Genomic DNA, 16,700 nt, shown 5'->3' on the forward strand with positions numbered 1-16,700 from the left:
GTTCTCAGCGAAACTCAACACATGTCACCCCGGCGCCCCCGAAACAGGAACAGGTGCCCCGAGAACGGGTCCTCCTTCAGCACCGTCTGCACCTGCGCGGCAAGCCCGTCGAAGCCCTTGCGCATGTCCGTCGTGCCGAGCGCCAGGTGGACGCGCGCTCCCGCGGGCAGTGCGAGCATCAGGCCTCCAACGCCGCGGCGAGCCGCCTCAGCACCTCCGGCCGGATCGCCTCTGAAACCCGCAATATCCGGCTGTTCCGCAGAACCACCTCCACCCCGGCGGTGTCGCGGACAGGCTGCTCGGGATGGGTGAATGCCGGAGATGTCGCCTCAGGCGGTGACCCGTCCACCAAGTGCACTGGCACCAGTGAAGGAGATCTCTCCGCCTCCGGCGGGACCAGCCCCGGCATCGTGCCCTCGCGCGCCTGCCGCCGCCACTCAAACAAGAGGCTTCGGCTCACCCCGTGCCGGTCGGCCACCCCAGCCAGCGACGTGCCGGGACACATCGTCTCCTCGATCAGCGCCAGCTTCTGCTCCGTCGTCCAGCGACGACGCCGCTGCACCACGCTGATCACCTCGCCACGCGATCCGTCCGACAATGTCCTTACCCCTACGCGTAAGGGCGGTTACCGACAGATGGCCCGCCCTCAGGCGCGTAGGTCAGCCCACCCCCGTCAAGCGTCACAAGGCAGTCGAGGAAAGACGCTTACCGATCAGGCGCAGCAATTCGAGATGCTCTGGACCGTACACCCCTCGGATAAGGAACTCCCCGATTTCGAGGTCTGCCATCTGGCCCTCGGATGCCGCGTTCGGCTCGTGCCTGACGAACCGAAGTTCACGAGCCGGTTCTGAAACTGGACCAGCGTACCCCGGGACTTTCGGTTCTGGAACCACGCCGATCTACAGGCGGTGCCCAAGCGGCCAGCCCCAGCGAGGCATCAAGAGCCGGACCGCTCCATTTTCCCTGGCCTGGATACCACGACCGCGCCTATGACCATCGAGAGCTGCTTAAGCCCTGCGATAAGCTTCTGGTGCTCTTCTACCCGCCGAGCCTCGTCCCACACGAACGGGATCAGCGATGTCCATCTCCGGTCTGTGGCGTACAGACTCGCGTCTGCAGCGATCTCCTCGATGATGTCCTGGAAGGATTTTCCTGGGCGCATGAACTTCACCTCCACCACAGTGCCGAGGCTGGGTATGGAGAGATCGACGCGAGGGTTTTTCTGCCCTACGGGTGACAGCGTTTCCTCATCGTTTAGATCAGGAAACAAAGGCGCCAGCACCGCCCAAAGCAGATTCTGAACGTGGTACTCATTCTCCACATCCCATTGCGTGATGTCCGATCTCCGCGTCCTGGGGGCAGCTTCCCAGGTCCAGCGCTTAAACGAGCGCTGCACGCCCTCCAACACATGGAGTACATCGAGGGGGTCAAGGACCCCCATGCGCGCCGGTAGGTTGCGTTCGGTCAGCACGTTCAGCGCCCGTAGCAGCAATGCTGCTTCAGGTACTACTTCCTCGCCTGCGGCAAAGTGCAGGATGCGGTTCCAAGCTTCGTTGCAGCAGCGGTCGTCTGGACGACTGAGTAAAAGCTGCGAAAGGGCTACTCGTGCTTCGGGGAGCATCACAGCACTGTCCTGGCGCCCAGGAGCATCAATCAGGTGTGCTGCCGCGACGAAGAGCGATCGGTCCAGGGTTGCTAAATCCGGCGACGCTGCGCTCCTCACCACCAGATCTTTAAGCCAGCGTGCTTGAGAAGTACCGGCGTGGCGGCTAACGCCTAACGCGATGCCGAGCGCGGCGACGCCGTCTGCTTCGAGCGTGTATGGCTGATGCGGACGGAACCATGCACGCTCACTCAACCACGCCAGACCATCGGACAAGGCGGGCTGGAAGCTATGCTCCAGATGTCCGGTCGCGGCCGCGTAGCCAAGGGCTGCCACGTCTCCGACGGACCGACCGCCGCCCGCGCCGAGGCTCGCGGCTGCAGCCCCGGGCAGTTCGCTCAATCGGTTCTGCTCATCCAGGAGCCAGGCTCGGAAAGCCTGCACATGAATGGCCGAGAATGGCGTCGGCTCGGCGGCCGCAATTAGGCCGGCCCTGATCTGGGGGATGGTGGGGCCGGCGCTCACAAGAACCAAGGCCTGCGCATCACCGCGCCAACTACTGCGGTATCGGGGTCCCATCCCGGGGTACGCTCGAGGCCTGCGAGTTGCTTCGCAATTTCGTCGGCGTAGAGGAGTGTGATCGGGAGCCTAGCTCGTTCGTAAGTACGCCAGGAGTGGCAGGCGAAATCCGATACCTGACGCGTCAGCGTTCGCATGTCGCGAAAGGTCGATTTCTCGTGCAGGCGGAGTAGCACCGGATCAGGGATGCCCTGCGACGCGGCTCTGATCTGATCCCGTCCGGTGAGGGAAAGGAGCCACTCGTGGTCGCTGAGTTCTACGGCCTGCCCACGCTCGGGCGCATAGGCACCCTTGCCAGTCGCTGAGGCGTGGTCGAACAGCGTGAATGGGTGGTCCTCGGCCACATGGAGGAAGGCGAACTTCACCCCACTCAGGCCCATGCTTTCCACAGCGGCAACCACGGCATCCGCAGTCTCTTGTCGCATCTGGGTGAAGGCATGAAAGACCAAGCGCACCGTGTCGCCCGCGCGCCAAGCCTCCTCTTGCCGTATGCGCTTGACCGCCTCGATGAGCGTGGCGCGCAGTGCCTCCGGGTAGCGGTCGAACGGTACTGCAGCCGTTCGGGCATCTAGTAGATAGTTACCCTGGCTAGAGAACACGGTCGTGATCCCGACGACCCGTTCCCCTGCACCTCGACGTCGCTCCTTGTGGGTATGAGATCCGAGGCCAAAGACAAGCTCGTGATCTGTCGAGGGCCGGGCCTTCAGCAGCCAAGGGGTACCGCCGAGCTTGGCGTAAGTGGCCAAGCTGACGTTTGCCAAAGCGCAGGCGTACTCGAAGTCGCCCATGGCCATCATCTCGGCGGAGAGTGCCTGCACTGGCACGTCGCGCCGCAGGAACGCAGCCTTCGCCCACCAGTAAGGGCTACTGGTGGCAGGACGATCCTTCCAGGATCGCTGGACCTGCACCAGGGCTAGCCGCTCTTATTCATCACGGGCCTACGGTGCGGCTGGCGGGCGTGGCGTAAGCTGCTGATTGCGTTTACGGACTTGGGTGTCGAGACCAATCCGCAGCAGCATCAGGCCGCGCCACACCCGCCATGGATGACGATACGACCGAGCCCTTCGGCTTTCCAGCGATCGGCCGCAAGAAGGTGGTCGCCGCCTTCGACGGCGGGCGGCTGACCTCGGATGGCGGGGTAATGCTGCTGGCCGCGGCCGAGCGACAGCTTGGCATTTGCGATCGGCTGGCGGCGCTGATCTTCGACCCGCGCGACCCGGCGCGGGTGGTCCACCCATTGGCCGACATCCTGCGAGCGCGGATCCTGGCGATCGCCTGCGGCTATGAGGATGCCGACGACCTCGACCACCTGCGCCGGGATCCCGGCTTCAAGCTGGCCTGCGGTCGCCTGCCCGACAGCGGGCGGGACCTGTGCTCGCAGCCGACCATGTCGCGCTGGGAGAATGCGCCCTCCCTGCGCGAGGTGGTGCGCCTGATGCGGGCCATGGTGGACCTCTACTGCGCCAGCTACCCGAAGCCGCCCGCGGCGGTGACGTTGGACATCGACGACACGGTGGACGTGGTCCACGGGCGCCAACAGTTGTCGCTGTTCAACGCCCACTACGACGAACGCTGCTTTCTGCCCATCCATGTCTACGACACCGCGACCTCCCGCCCGGTTATGGTGCTGCTGCGGCCGGGCAAGACCCCCTCCGGCGCGGAGATCCGGGGCCATCTCCGCCGTCTAGTCCGGCAAATCCGGCGCCACTGGCCGAGCACCCACATCACCCTGCGCGGCGATGGGCACTACGGCCGCCCGGAGGTGATGGCCTTCTGCGAGGCGGAGGGCATCGACTACGTCTTTGGCCTGCCAACCAATGCCGTGCTGCGGGCCGCCGTCGAGGACGCGGCCGACGACGTGCGGGTCCGCCGTGCCGAGGAGAATGCCCCGGTGCTGCGCCGCTATGCCGAGACCCACTATGGCGCCAAATCCTGGGGCAAGCAGCGTCGGGTGGTTGCCCGCATCGAGGCCAGCACCCAGGGCCTCGATATTCGCTTCGTGGTCACCAGCTTCACCCGCGGCAGCGCCGAGTGGGTCTATGACGCCCTATACTGCGCGCGGGGACAGGCGGAAAATCTGGTGAAGCTGCACAAGGCCCAACTCGCCTCCGATCGCACGTCTTGCCGCTCACCGCTGGCCAATCAGGTCCGTCTGGTCCTGCACACCGCCGCCTACTGGCTGCTGCTGACCCTGCGCGACCGCATTCCCACGACGCATGAGTTGGCGGCTGCCGAGTTCGCCACCCTCAGGCTACGCCTGCTCAAAGTGGCGGGCCGGGTCATCGAAACCGCCAGCCGGGTCCGCCTCGCCTTCGCCGCCGCCTGCCCGCATGCCGTGCTGTTCCGCGGCCTCGCCCGCAGCTTCCATCCGGCCGGACCATAAGCAACGGGGCTAGTGCCCCACCAATCCTCTCGCCCAGCAACTTCCAACGCCGCCCGTCAGGCCCAACCACCCCGCCGCAAGCGGATGCAGCCGCGTGCCGAACGCTCAAGTCAGCCTGCCAGGACGCCCTACGCTCCAACCCGGTGAATAGGACGGGCTAGATCCCATGGCTGGTCCCGAGTGGCGGCCGCAGACAGAGCGTTACGGGCGGCTTCAGCGTAGGCGTCAGCGCTGTCATCCTTGGCCTCGAAGAATTCAACTTGCGGCTTCTGAAGCCGGAAGCGGCCCAGCAGCCCCGTCGCATGGGGTACAAAGCCTTTGTGAGATTGAACTTCGGGGAGACCCTCAAGGAAGTGCGCGACCGTCTCTGCCATGGCACCGCGCCGGCGTGCCTCGCAGATGACAGCAATCCTCGGCCGCTTTCGTTCAAAGGTCGCTCTATCGTAGGGCCCGGTCTTATCGAGCTGCCTCTGAGTCCAGTTGTCATTGCGAGAGCCGCTTGGGTCGAACGAGAACGTGGGCCGTTGGAACACCTCAGCTGGCGGAAATGGCACTGACTCCGCTTGGTCAAGTGGACTCTCAAACTGGAGAGGCACACCATCGGCGATCTGAAGGCCCGCACGTCCGAAGTAGCTCAGGGCGCGTTGAAGCGTCTCAAGGCTGGCCTTGCCTGCCCTCAGCTCCCCTTCGATCTCCTGCACCTCCTTGAGCACCCGCTCAGCCCGGCCCTGCATAAGCGCCTGCACGACCGCGTTGAAGTTGGCACGCGTGGGTTCAAGGAACGCGAACCCAAGGGCCATCTCCTCGGGTCCGCCGTCATGGTCGGCAAGTCTCAGGACTTTACCATCATTGGCAACCACGCGCCCAGCAAGTCGCAAGCGCCTGGCTACCTTCGGATCCGGGTTGTCCGTCCAAGTGGAAACGTAGTTCCCGATGAGCGGCATGCCGATCTCGTGCAACTGACCACAGTCGACCTCGATCACGGTCCGGAGGCGGTTCCCGCAGGTCAGCACCACGTAGGGCTCCTCGCCGGGATGCTTGATGATCCGGGTCTCGAAGCGCAAGACGACACGCTTCTTCAGCCAGGGTGGCAGCCCGATGGAGGGCGGGATGACGTTCTCCTGCTTCGCCGTTTCGACGATAGGCGGACGTCGGCTGACCACCCGGTAAGCGCTGGGAAGGGTGAGGAGGCGGCGGAACACCGCCTCGCGGGTGAGTGTGGCGAGCAGCCGCATGTTGTCGGCGGCGGGCAGCTCCATCCGATGGCCAGGCAACTCGGCGCCAGGTTTGAGCGGCACGACAACCATGTCGTTCTCGCCGTAGCGAGTCGCGAAGACGTCCTGTGCCGGTCGGTCGAGGAGGTTATGGAGCTGTTCTCGGTTAAATGGGACCACCGCTGCAGGAATAGGCTGTCCAGGGCGAGCGAGCCGGAACCCGTTCAATGCCAGCACAGGTTCCTGACGTGCAGCGAATCGATCTGGCATGGTGCAATTCTATCGGCTCGGCGGGTTCGTTCGCGATTCCGCCCTCAGGAAGGCTCCCACCTACGCCAAAATAGCAAGGTGCAACTTTTGATCGAGGGCTGATTACTGAGTGTAGGCGCTTTTGCAGCCCGCCGCTCTTCCTAGACGAGTAGACGAGCATGTCTGGTAGCCCCTTGAAAATGAGGCCCACCGAGGATATCTTATGTCCTGCAGGGGAAGCCCTGCGGGCGACTTGTCCGGCCGCGTGTTTGGCAAGCGTCGTGGCCACCCGGAGGCCAAGAGCCCCGGTTGCCGGCCACCTTCTTCTGCCAAGCTTCGAGAGCCGCCTTCGGGCGGCTCTTTTGCTATGGGATCTGGATCCCGTACCGTTCCCGCAGGCCAGTGGCGTTGAGCTCAGCGCCGACGATCCACTTCCGAGAATACGCCACCACGTCAGCCAACTGGAGCAGCCGCGAGGCAGACGAATCCAGCCGCGAAACCCGGTTCACGGCCCGGAACCGCCCGTCATTCCTCCGCGCCTTCCCGATCTCGGCTTCGAACGCCGGATGGTCGTATGGTGGTTCACGTCGGTGATCAGGTCGACGTTGCCGATGGTGTCGCGGCCGAGCACGTCCTGTTGGAAGCGCTTAAGCCCGATCTTCACGGTTTCGATCACCGCGTGAGCATAGAGCACCGGAGGCTCTCCACCGCGGGCCGGGATCTTCTGGTTGACGAGCACGAGCCGCCCTCGGGGCACTGCTGCCCAGAAACGCTGCAACAGGCTTTGGAGGTAGCTATCATCGAGCGCCGCCGCGTGAATCTCGTTCGCGCTAGGCTCCAGGAGATCGCTGAAGCATTTGTCCACGCGGCCGGCCTCACGCGCCAGCACGAGCACGCCCCCGAGATACAGGTCCCCGGCGCCGGCCGTGCCGTACTCATCGATAAAGCAGAGAACCTTCTTGTTGAGACCGGACGCCATGACCTATCCCATAGTCGCGGCATCATTCTCTGCCGCTGCCGGAGGAGGGGTCCGTTTGGGTCGGAAGCCTGGGCGAGCCACGGCTTTTCGGCGTGCCTTATTCTCTTCCGCGACCTCGCGGAATGCCGGCTCCAGCTCTTTCAGCTTCGCGACCAAGCCCGACAGGTCGTACTCGTTGGAGATCTTGCCGCGGTTCAGGGCCCGCCGCTCAATCCGCCGCACGAAGCCTGATGCCTCCAGCTCGGCAATTCGACGCTGCACCTGCCGCTCGCTGAGGCTCAAGCGCTCTGCCAGGTCAGCCTTCTTCGGGAAGGGCTTCCGCCCTGCGTCCCACCAGAAGTCGGCCAGCTGCAGCAGCACCGCGAGCTGGGTCGGATCGAGCCCGAGCTTGCGCTGGGCGCGGAAGATCAGGGATGGCAGAATGCAGAAGCCCAGGTCCAGGACCTCCTGCCCCCACTTTTTTGTCGATGCTCGCGTCGGCTTCGTTTTCCCGCCCGCGGGTGGGGTGACACCCTCGGCTTCCGTGTTAGATTCAGTGCTCATCGCGCTCTCCTTGGGTGCCAAAATGCCCATGGAGAGCAAGCAGCTCAATGACCTCCGACCGGACGTTTTCGTCTCCTCCTACCAGTCGCAGGTGACCGGAAGTCTCGCGTCACTGGCGTCCAGACGTAAGTAGGACATACCGGCTAATCGGATGAACGGCGAAACTGATGAACGTAGGAACGGGGGATTACCGGTCGCAGATGTCCGGTCGGTTTGAGCAGAAGTCCGGCAGACATATTGGGGCGACCTCTGACATCCACGCCAGCCGCCGGACTGTCCTCGACGGCTGAGTTCATGGGCCCGGCTACCGTCTCGCGCGAATAGCCACAGGAGGCCAGTTCGCTCCGGCCGGTGGCCGCCCTGCTCACGCTCCGTAGTTTGCCCCTGGACGCGTATACAGGCGGATCGCCCCGAAGATCTCTTCCTGCACCATCTCTACCGCTCCGTTCCTGGCCAGCTCCAGCCCAGCCAGCAACGTGCTGGCGAGCGCCGCGCGGGCCTTCAGCGGCCTAGCCGGCTCCTCAGCCGGCAGTGGTGGGAGGAACAGAGCCAGGTCGCCACCCTGAGGATGGTGCCCTAGCACGGCGCGGATGTGCTCCAGGGCATCCGGGACTCTCCAGAGGTTCGGAATTGCGGGTCGGTAGGGCGGCGCTACTTCATCCTCCTGCCCTTCCCTCCCCTCCAGCATGACGAGGGTCGCCTCCAGGAACGCGACAAAGAGTTCCGCCTGTGGTTTTGGCGTCGCCCGCTCCTGATTGCCGCGCGCGAACACGTCCCAGCCGAGTTGCGGTCGTGCTGAGAGCCAGAAAGCTGCCGCCTTCATCGCAGCGAGTTCTTCCAACTGCCCGAGCCGTCGGTCCACCTCTGCCGCGGCCTCTTCGGCGGCCTGCAGACTGGCGGGGGCGAGCAGCTGTGCCCGGAGCCGCAAGAGTTCGCTCGCCATCACCAGCCAGTCGGCCCGGCGCTCCAACCGGGCGAGACTGCCCTCCAGCGCGGCCACCAGCTGGTCGGTCAGAGGGATGATTGACAGTCGGCCGAGGTCGAGCTGGTGCCGGCGCACCATCTCCAGGAGAAAGTCGAGCGGCCCCTCGAAGCCCTCCACGCTGAGGTGAGGCATATCGGCCGGCCGAGGTCGCCCATCGGCGGCCTTCTCTTCCTGCCAGGGATCCTCAACCGCGGCCGCGGCGTCGGCGTCAGCCACGACGCGCCCTGGCCGACCGGGGTGGTTTGTCCCGATTGTGCTTCTTGTCCCGAATGCCCTGCTTGTGCTGGATGGGCGCGATGGATCTGCGCGTGGGCTCATCGTCGTCGCCGCCCGCGTAGTCCGGCTGCAGGGTGAAGCTCAGGGCCGGCCAATTTCGGCGGAGTCGGCGCAGTGCCTGCCAGGGCGACCAGTCCGCTGACCAGAACTCGACGCGCAGCTCCGCCATCCGCCGCTTCCGGCCGTCGAGGGTGGGCTCCAGCTCCCGCACATGCCGCAGCGGGCGTGTCGTGCCCCAATGCGTCCAGAGCCAGATGCGGCTGTCTGGGTCGTCGGGCCCGAGACGCAGGATTCCGGGTGGGGCCGGCAGCAGGCGGTGCAAGTCGAAGGGGCAGCTATGGTCCGTGCCGATGCGGGCGATCGCCCGCTGGTGGTTGGCCGCCGCGGCATCCCGCAGCCGCCGGGCCAGGATCCGCGCGCCCTGCAGGCTGATCGCCCGCTCACCCTCGGCTGGCGCCACGAGTGACAGAAACCAGTCCTCCTCCATGCCGTCGAAGTCCAGCACCCAGGGGATCACCCCTGCCCCGGCGGCTGCCGCCCGGAAGCGACCCATCTCCTCCGTCGGCCCGGTCACCACCAGCACATTGCGCAGCCAGTCGGTGTGCGCCGACGCCGGGAGCGCCGTCAGGTCCGGCGCGTCGTGGGCGGTCGGGGCAAGAGGGGCGGGCATCCCCCCTGCCCTACAGGTCGAGCAGTCGGGCCGGGCTGTCCTGGGTGATCTTGGCCCGGCGGCGATAGCCTTGCGTGGTGGCGATGCTCTTCTGGCGGGTGTGGTGCATCACCTGCTCGTCCAGCGCGCCCTTCAGATAGGCCTCGGTGATGAAGCCGGCGCGCAGCCCGTGCGGCGAGAGGCGCTCGGTCTCATCCACGGTGAGGCTGGCGAGCTCGGCCCGCTTGCGCAGGATCCGCCACACGCTCTTGCTGTCGAGCCGTCCCTCGAGCACGCCGCGACCGCTGAGCCCGCGGAACACCGCGCCGTACTCGATCCGCGCCCGCCGCAGCCACTCCTCCATTGCCCGAACCGGGCAGGTCAGGGGATTGAGTCCCCGCGGGATGCCGACCGTGGCCCCCTCCCCTTCCTGGTCCCGCTTGGAGCGCAGGATCTGCAAGGTCATGCCCTCGGGCGTGAAGCGCAGCGCCTCGCGGTCGAGGGCCACCAGCTCGGAGCGTCGCAGCGCTCCTGCGAAGCCGGTCAGCAGCAGCGCCTTGTCGCGCAGGCCCGGCAGGTCGGTGCCGCAGGCGGCGAGCAGGCGCTTCACCTCGGCCGAGGTCAGGGCGGCGGCGGGCCGGGCCGGCTTGCCGTGGCTGGCGAGGATGCCGCGCAAGGTCATGCGGATGGCGGGGTGCCCGGGCTCGATCGGGTGACCGGTGCGCCGGTGCATCTCGGCGATCGCGGCGAGCCGGCGGCGCAGGCCGGAGCGGCCGAGCTGGCCGGCGAGGCTCGCCAGATACCCCGCGATCACCAGCGGCTCGGCCGGCAGCGGCGACACGCCACCCGCCTCGCACCAAGCCGAGAACAGGCTCCAGTCGGTCGCGTAGGCGCGGCGGGTGTTTTCGGACAGCGCCTTGCCGGCATAGCCGGACGCCTTGGCGACCGCTTCCCCGACGGGGCCGGAGAGTAGCGCCAGCACGGCGGCGGGGCTCTGGCCGGCGGCGGCGCGCAGCAGCGGCGTAGCCAGCACCGGGCGGTGCTCCGGCGGCAGCACCTCGCCTTCACGCGCCGACAACCTCGGATCCGCCGAACCCTCGGGCGGGGCGGCTTTATGGCCCTGGTTCAAGACCCGCCTGCCTCGGTCCTGGCGAGCTGGCTGAACCCGAACACGCCGAAGAACAGCGCCGCCTGTGTCGCCAGCCACTCCGCCGGCGCCTCGCCCAGCCTGCCGGCAATGACGGAGCGGTCGAGCGTCGCCAGCTTGTCGAAGCGCACTACGGACGGGACCTTCAGGCCGGTGCCCGCACCGGCCGCGAGCGGCGCCATGTCCGGTCCGCTGCGCGGCACCGAGGTGATGAAGCACACCACCAAGTCGGTGCGCCGGTCGTTGTCGCGCGACACCACCAGGGCCGGGCGCCGCTTGTCGCCGGACAGGTCGGTGAACGGGAAGCGGGTCAGGACGATGCTGCCGAAGGCGAACATCTAACGCCCGGGCTTGGCCAGGTCGTTGTCGGTGTAGAGGTCCGGCTCGTCCTCGAGCCAGTCGAGCGCCCTGCCATCCTGGGCGATCCTGGCCATGGGCAGGCTCTCGGTGTCGGCGAGTTCCACCACGACGTGGACGCGGGTGCTTCCCGAGATGCCGCGTCGCGCGAGCTCGGCCGGAATGTCGCCGGCTTGGGCGTCGAGAACAATCTGCTGCACGGGTCACCTCCTTGCTGGCCAACACCCGGCCACCACGGTCCGGACCGCCTTCCTAACACGGCCGGGGCAGCGCCGGTCATTGCACGCCCAGTCTACCGCAGGCAGCCAAAATAGGGCAATCGGCGTTCTCTTACTGTTAAATCCGATAATGACAGGTTATCGGGCGCGGCGGAGCGGTAACCTTTTGATATTTGGTGCGGCGTGCCTGCAGGAGTTGCCTCCTCCGGACCGCGATGCGCGATGAGCCTGCCTTAAGGCAGGGCCGAGCGCGTTCATTTCATCGCTTCCGGTTTGAACCGGCGGCCACATCGGAAGGAACGATCAGGAGGTGCCGCGATGTCGGGAAGGGTCCCGAGCTACGAAAGCCAGCTGGAGACCTCGAGTTAGAGGCCATAGCGTTGGTTGTCAGACAGACAACGCGAAGGGCGAACTTTTGACGAACACCGGGATCATGGCGGAGGGGTGAGCGGTAGAGCGCCGGCTCGTCGCAGCTCACGATAGACGGTCGAGCGCCCGAGCCCGATCTGCCTGGCGGCCGCGGTCGGCGACAGGCCTGCGGCCACGAGCTTCAACGCCGCCTCGGCCCGGTCGCGATCGAGCGGTTGCCGGCCGGGGTGCCGGCCACGGGTCCGAGCGGCAGCGATGCCATCGCGCGTCCGCTCGGCGATCAGCCGGCGCTCGAAATGGGCGATCGCGCCGAACACGTGGAACACCAGCTCCCCGGCGGCCGAGGCGGTGTCGATCCGCTCCTCGAGGCTCAGCAGCGCGATGCCGCGCTCCTTCAGCATGGTGACGCTGGCCAGCAGCTCGGCCAGGGAGCGACCCAGCCGGTCGAGGCGCACCACGGCCAGCGTGTCGCCGCGCCGCGCGTATTCCAGCAGGGCGGCAAGGCCGGGTCGCTCCATCGAGCGACCGGAGCGGACATCGCTGAACACCCGGATGGCACCGGCCTGGCGCAGGCGCAGCTCCTGCCCGGCGACGTCCTGGTCGCCGGTGGACACGCGTGCATAGCCCAGGACGTCGCCCATGCCGTCCCCGAAACGCTCGGTTCCTGGACAGCCGGCGCGAGGCTGCGTGGTACCGCCTGGAACCGTCCACAGACTACGTCTCCCAATCCAGGGGCGTCCACGATCATGATGCAGGGTTGGGGGACGGAAACACGCCTTGGTTCGACGACAGCTGCTGACCGACGCGGAGCGCCAGACCCTGCTCGGTATCCCGACCGACCCCGACGACCTGGCCCGGCACTTCACCCTGTCCCGGCCCGACCAAGAGCTGGTGGCCGGGCGGCGGGGCGACCCCAGCCGCCTCGGCTATGCCGTGCAACTCGCCCTGCTGCGACACCCCGGCACGACGCTGGCCAACCTCGGCCAGTCGGTCGACCCGCTGATGACCTGGCTGGCACGGCAGCTGGAGATCCCGGCAGCCGCCTTTGCCGACTATGCCCGGCGCCCCCAGACCATGACCGACCACGCCAGGCAGCTCGCCGCCATGCTCGGCCTGCGACCGGCGACCGCGGCCGACCTGCCCTTCATGGTCGAGGCCGCGACGGAGGCGGCGCGTGGCACGGAGGCCGGCGCGCCGATCGTGGCCGCCATCATCGCGGCGCTGCGCGGCGCGCGCATCATCCTGCCGGCCGCCGCGGTGATCGAGCGCGCCGCCATCGCAGGCCGTGCACGGGCCCGCCGGCTCGCGACCATCGGCATGCTGGCTGGCGTCCCGGACGCGCAGATGGCGGAACTCGAGCGGCTGCTCGTGCCGGACCCGGCGGTGGGCATGGCGCCGTTCGTCTGGCTCAAGGCCCTGCCGGCCGCCCCCAAGGCGGACCACGTCCGCGCCCTGCTCGACCGGCTGCATCGGGTCCGCGGGCTTGGCCTGCGGGACGAGGCCGCCGCGGCGGTACACGAGGCACGGCGACGGCAGTTCGTCCGCGAGGGCCAGGCCGCCGATGCCCACCAGCTCGCGCGCTACACGGCGCGCCGGCGCCGGGCCATCCTTGTCGCCACCCTCCTCGATCTCGAAATCCGCCTGACCGATGCGGTGCTGGACATGGCCGACCGGCTGATCGGCAGCCTGTTCGCCAGGGCCCGCAACACCGCCCGCCGCCATTACGCGGCCAGTGCCGGCGAGGTCGGCCGGCTGATGCGCCTGTTCCACGGCACCATCAACGCGCTGGCCGCGGCCCGGGAGAACGGCCTCGATGCCTTCGAGGCCGTGGATGAGTCGGTCGGCTGGACGAAGCTCCTGCATGTCCGCGGCGAGGTGGCGGCCCTGGCCGATCTGGCCGACGAGGATCCGCTGCTGCGCGCCGCCGGGCGCTGGCGGACGCTGCGCAAGTTCGCCCCCGACCTGATCACGGCCCTGGAGTTCCGCGCCGCCCGCGCCGACGAGCCGGTGCTGGCCGCCCTGCGGCTGCTCGCCGACCTCGACCGCACCGGCCGACGCGAGATTCCCCCCAATGCGCCGATGCCGTTCCGCAAGGCATGGCGGCACCTCGTCGCCACCGGTGCGGCGCCCGACCGGCGGCTCTACGAGACGGCGGTGCTGGCGACGCTGCGCGATCGGCTGCGCTCGGGCGATGTCTGGGTGGAGCGGTCTTCCGGCTACCGGCGCTTCGACAGCTACCTGCTGCCCACCGAGGCGGTGCCGAATGCCGCGGCGACGCTCGGACTGCCGGCCACGGCCGACGAATGGCTGGCGACGCGGGGCGCCGACCTCGACCGCCGCCTGCGGCACTTCGCGCGCCGACTGAAACGCGGCGATCTGGAAGGTGTCGAGTTCCGCGACGGACGCCTGCACGTCACCCCGGTGCGGGCAGCCACGCCGCCCGAGGCGATGACCCTGGCCCGTGCGATCGAAGCCCTGATGCCGGCCGCACGGATCACCGAGGTGCTGCACGACGTCGCCCGCGCCACCGGCTTCGCTACGGCCTTCACCAACTTGCGGACCGGCGAGTGCTGCGCCGACGAGAGCGCCCTGCTCGCCGCCGTGCTGGCCGACGCCACCAACCTCGGCCTTGGCCGCATGGCGGCGGCCAGCCAGGGCATCACCCGCGACAGGCTGATCTGGACGGCCGACGCCTACATCCGGCCGGAAACCTACCGGGCAGCGCTCGCGCGTATCATCGACGCCCACCATGCGCTGCCGATCGCCGCCGCCTGGGGCAACGGCGCCACCTCGTCCTCCGACCGGCAGTTCTTCCGCTCCGCCAGGCGGGGCGACGCCACCGGGGAGATCAACGCCCGCTATGGCGCCGACCCCGGCCTCGGCTTCTATACCCACGTCTCCGACCAGCACGGGCCCTACAGCACCTGCATCATGTCGGCCACCAGCCACGAGGCCCCGTACGTGCTGGACGGGCTGCTGCACCACGGCACCGCGCTGCGGATCGGCACGCACTACGTCGATACCGGTGGCGCCTCGGACCATGTGTTCATCCTCTGCGCCATGCTGGGCATCCGGTTCTGCCCGCGGCTGCGCGACTTCGCCGACCGCAGGCTCGCCACCCTCGCGCCGACCTCGACCTACAAGGAACTCGCCCCGCTGCTGGGACGCCGGGTCAAGGCGGAAGTGATCCGCGGGCACTGGGACGAGGTCCTGCGCCTGGTCGCCTCGCTGCGCGCCGGCACCGTGCTGCCCTCCGCCATGCTGCGCAAGCTCGCCGCCTACCGGCGGCAGAACCAACTCGACCTGGCGTTGCAGGAACTCGGCCGCGTCGAGCGCACCCTGTTCATGCTCGACTGGCTGGAATCCCCCTCGCTCCGCCAGCGCTGCCAGGCCGGGCTGAACAAGAGCGAGCAGCGCCATGCGCTCGCCCAGGCAGTGTTCACCTTCAAGCAGGGCCGCGTCGCCGACCGCAACCATGAGGCACAGCCGTACCGCGCCTCCGGGCTGAACCTCGTGATCGCCGCCATCGTGTACTGGAACTCCACCTACATCGCCGATGCCGTCGCGCACCTGCGCGCCCAGGGCCAAGCCGTGCCGGACGAGTTGCTCGCCCACACCTCGCCCCTGACCTGGGAGCACATCGGCTTCTCCGGCGACTTCCTCTGGGACCGTGCCGCCGCCACCGCAGGGCGGCGGCGCCCTCTCAATCCAGATCGCGGCAGGACAGCCGCCTGATCCACGTTCACGCCCCGTTCGCTCTTCGCGTTGTCCGTCTGACAACCGACGCTATGCACTCATGTAGGGGCCGCGCCGTCCTCCCCCGCCGCGGGTCAGGCCCGGCGGCGCTCCGGGCCGGCACCCCGGACCAGGCGGTCGAGGGGCAGGTCGGGCGGCGTGGTGCGCCAGCGGGCGCGCTCGGCGTCCGTCGGCTCCCGCACCGCGTCGCGCCAGCGCATCGTGCCGCCGTGCCAGCAGACCCAGTACGCCGCCTCGTCGCCCGCGAGGTAGCGCGCGGCCTCGCGGGGGCCGAGGAGGTGCACGCCGCCCTCGCGCAGGCGCCGCACGGCGGTCCTGAGCCAAGCCGAACGCCAGAGGTCCTCCGCGTCCGGCTCGACGGCGAGGCCACAGAGGTCCGCGTAGCGGTCCTCCGGCCAGCCGTCGGGCTCGCGCGTCGAGGTGCAGCCGTAGATCGAGGCCGAGTAGCCGCTGCCCCAGCGCGAGGGGAGGAAGTCCACGGCAGCGCAGGGCGCCTCGGCGTAGCGGACGCCGTCGGCGAGGAGGTCCTCGGAGTTCGCGAGCCGCTCCATCTCGGGGAAGCGCGGCATCAGGCCGGGGTCGGCGCGGACGATGCGCTCGCGCACGCGGTCGAGGAGGGCGGGGTCGGGAAGGCGGTCGGCCCGCATGAGGTCGAGGAGGTCGAAGGCGACCGCGTTCGCCTCGCCCGCGGGCGAGACGGCGGAGACGCCCGAGCCAAAGGCGTGAGCAGCCCAGCCCTCCAGTTCCGCCGCCAGCGCCGCGTAGGGGGCGCGGTAGCGCGGCCGGCCGTGGTCGGGGTCGAGGCCCATCGCCGCGCAGGCTTCGCGGTAGGCGGGGTGGTCCCAGCCGTAGCCCGTCCCCGAGAGGGCAAGGGCGCGGGAGAGGAGGGGATGCGCCTCGTCCAGGTCGGCGGGCGCGGTGCCGGGGGTGAGCGGCTGAAGGGCGAGGATCGGCTTGACCCTGTAGGGCACCACCTTCGCCGCGACCGCCTGCCGCACGGCGCCGTCACGGACCTCGAAGACGACGGTGGGACCACCGACCGCGAGGAAGGAGCGCGCCATGTCGGCCGCCGCCCCGTGCTGCTGCGGGAGGGAGGCGACGACCTCCCAGGCGGTCACGAGGCGGTCGCGCCCGCTGTCGGGACCGTGCCGCTCGACACGCCAGCCCTCCCCCTCGCGCACCGCGACGTGCCGCGCTGCCAGCGGCACGAAGCGCCGCACCTCACCTTCGCTCGTCCGGTCCACCCTCACCGTCACGCCTCCAGAACAGGAAGGAACATGGACACCGGGCGGAGGACGTCATGCAAGAGCCCTGCGCACCGTGCCGTGGCGGTGATGAAGCGTGTCTGACCCTCCTAGGGCCGACGATGTGGGGATTTCGTGCCACCCTTCTG

Annotated in this window: 15 protein-coding genes and 1 pseudogene; 2 read left to right on the forward strand and 14 right to left on the reverse strand. The window is 68.3% G+C overall.

Features of this window, described 5'->3' with window-relative positions:
• Nucleotides 1–23: 23 nt before the first annotated feature.
• The 4 genes and pseudogenes from tnpB to LPC08_RS25215 all read right to left on the reverse strand — a co-directional run.
• A pseudogene (tnpB, locus tag LPC08_RS25200) lies at nt 24–179 on the reverse strand (IS66 family insertion sequence element accessory protein TnpB); the annotation flags it as partial.
• Entirely contained in the window at nt 179–574 is a 396-nt protein-coding gene (gene tnpA / locus LPC08_RS25205; RefSeq protein WP_230453186.1) for an IS66-like element accessory protein TnpA, read from the reverse strand. The gene tnpA and the pseudogene tnpB, both read right to left, overlap by 1 nt.
• A 363-nt stretch (nt 575–937) precedes the next feature.
• Nucleotides 938–2,005: a PD-(D/E)XK nuclease domain-containing protein gene (locus LPC08_RS25210; RefSeq protein WP_230453187.1), complete on the reverse strand. Its 1,068-nt coding sequence runs from the start codon at nt 2,003–2,005 to the stop codon at nt 938–940.
• 119 nt (nt 2,006–2,124) lie between these two features.
• On the reverse strand, nt 2,125–3,090 hold the full coding sequence (locus LPC08_RS25215; protein WP_230453188.1) for a Piwi domain-containing protein: 966 nt from the start codon (nt 3,088–3,090) through the stop codon (nt 2,125–2,127).
• Between the two features lie 131 nt (nt 3,091–3,221).
• On the opposite strand from LPC08_RS25215, the gene LPC08_RS25220 reads away from it, so the two are divergent.
• Complete coding sequence (locus LPC08_RS25220) at nt 3,222–4,565, forward strand: IS1380 family transposase (RefSeq protein WP_184521074.1); 1,344 nt, start codon at nt 3,222–3,224, stop codon at nt 4,563–4,565.
• Between the two features lie 128 nt (nt 4,566–4,693).
• Here LPC08_RS25220 and LPC08_RS25225 read toward each other — a convergent pair whose 3' ends face one another.
• The 9 genes from LPC08_RS25225 to LPC08_RS25265 all read right to left on the reverse strand — a co-directional run bounded on the left by LPC08_RS25225 (nt 4,694) and on the right by LPC08_RS25265 (nt 12,192).
• A complete protein-coding gene (locus tag LPC08_RS25225) occupies nt 4,694–6,049 on the reverse strand; it encodes an argonaute/piwi family protein (RefSeq protein WP_230453189.1) in 1,356 nt (451 codons plus the stop codon).
• 484 nt (nt 6,050–6,533) lie between these two features.
• Nucleotides 6,534–7,007 carry a hypothetical protein gene (locus tag LPC08_RS25230; protein ID WP_230453190.1) on the reverse strand — a complete coding sequence of 158 codons (474 nt, stop codon included), beginning with the start codon at nt 7,005–7,007 and terminating at the stop codon, nt 6,534–6,536.
• 3 nt (nt 7,008–7,010) lie between these two features.
• Complete coding sequence (locus LPC08_RS25235; protein ID WP_230453191.1) at nt 7,011–7,550, reverse strand: helix-turn-helix domain-containing protein; 540 nt, start codon at nt 7,548–7,550, stop codon at nt 7,011–7,013.
• A 364-nt stretch (nt 7,551–7,914) separates the two neighbouring features.
• Entirely contained in the window at nt 7,915–8,751 is an 837-nt protein-coding gene (locus LPC08_RS25240; RefSeq protein ID WP_230453192.1) for a segregation and condensation protein A, read from the reverse strand.
• Complete coding sequence (locus tag LPC08_RS25245; RefSeq protein WP_230453193.1) at nt 8,744–9,481, reverse strand: hypothetical protein; 738 nt, start codon at nt 9,479–9,481, stop codon at nt 8,744–8,746. Before LPC08_RS25245 ends, LPC08_RS25240 begins: the two co-directional genes overlap by 8 nt.
• Before the next feature lie 10 nt (nt 9,482–9,491).
• The gene (locus tag LPC08_RS25250) at nt 9,492–10,538 is read right to left on the reverse strand and encodes a site-specific integrase (protein ID WP_230453194.1); all 1,047 of its coding nucleotides are present in this window, start codon (nt 10,536–10,538) and stop codon (nt 9,492–9,494) included.
• Nucleotides 10,539–10,585: 47 nt separating this feature from the next.
• The gene (locus LPC08_RS25255) at nt 10,586–10,945 is read right to left on the reverse strand and encodes a type II toxin-antitoxin system PemK/MazF family toxin (protein WP_230453195.1); all 360 of its coding nucleotides are present in this window, start codon (nt 10,943–10,945) and stop codon (nt 10,586–10,588) included.
• Nucleotides 10,946–11,164 carry a hypothetical protein gene (locus LPC08_RS25260; RefSeq protein ID WP_230453196.1) on the reverse strand — a complete coding sequence of 73 codons (219 nt, stop codon included), beginning with the start codon at nt 11,162–11,164 and terminating at the stop codon, nt 10,946–10,948.
• Nucleotides 11,165–11,613: 449 nt separating this feature from the next.
• Nucleotides 11,614–12,192, reverse strand: a complete 579-nt coding sequence (locus LPC08_RS25265) for a recombinase family protein (protein WP_230453197.1) — start codon at nt 12,190–12,192, stop codon at nt 11,614–11,616.
• Nucleotides 12,193–12,328: 136 nt separating this feature from the next.
• On the opposite strand from LPC08_RS25265, the gene LPC08_RS25270 reads away from it, so the two are divergent.
• Nucleotides 12,329–15,286: a Tn3 family transposase gene (locus LPC08_RS25270; RefSeq protein ID WP_230453198.1), complete on the forward strand. Its 2,958-nt coding sequence runs from the start codon at nt 12,329–12,331 to the stop codon at nt 15,284–15,286.
• Nucleotides 15,287–15,381: 95 nt separating this feature from the next.
• On the opposite strand, the gene LPC08_RS25275 is transcribed toward LPC08_RS25270, so the two are convergent.
• Nucleotides 15,382–16,557, reverse strand: coding sequence for a hypothetical protein (locus LPC08_RS25275; RefSeq protein WP_230453199.1), 1,176 nt, complete (start codon nt 16,555–16,557; stop codon nt 15,382–15,384).
• Nucleotides 16,558–16,700: the final 143 nt, after the last annotated feature.

Origin of the sequence: Roseomonas sp. OT10 (genome assembly GCF_020991085.1) — a bacterium.
GTDB lineage: Bacteria > Pseudomonadota > Alphaproteobacteria > Acetobacterales > Acetobacteraceae > Roseomonas > Roseomonas cutis.

Bases quoted from the DNA above. Each gene is read 5' to 3' on its own strand.
- LPC08_RS25220 (WP_184521074.1), top strand. From the start codon at position 3,222: ATGGATGACGATACGACCGAGCCCTTCGGCTTTCCAGCGATCGGCCGC.
- LPC08_RS25225 (WP_230453189.1), bottom strand. From the start codon at position 6,049: ATGCCAGATCGATTCGCTGCACGTCAGGAACCTGTGCTGGCATTGAAC.
- LPC08_RS25230 (WP_230453190.1), bottom strand. From the start codon at position 7,007: ATGGCGTCCGGTCTCAACAAGAAGGTTCTCTGCTTTATCGATGAGTAC.
- LPC08_RS25235 (WP_230453191.1), bottom strand. From the start codon at position 7,550: ATGAGCACTGAATCTAACACGGAAGCCGAGGGTGTCACCCCACCCGCG.
- LPC08_RS25245 (WP_230453193.1), bottom strand. From the start codon at position 9,481: ATGCCCGCCCCTCTTGCCCCGACCGCCCACGACGCGCCGGACCTGACG.
- LPC08_RS25255 (WP_230453195.1), bottom strand. From the start codon at position 10,945: ATGTTCGCCTTCGGCAGCATCGTCCTGACCCGCTTCCCGTTCACCGAC.
- LPC08_RS25265 (WP_230453197.1), bottom strand. From the start codon at position 12,192: ATGGGCGACGTCCTGGGCTATGCACGCGTGTCCACCGGCGACCAGGAC.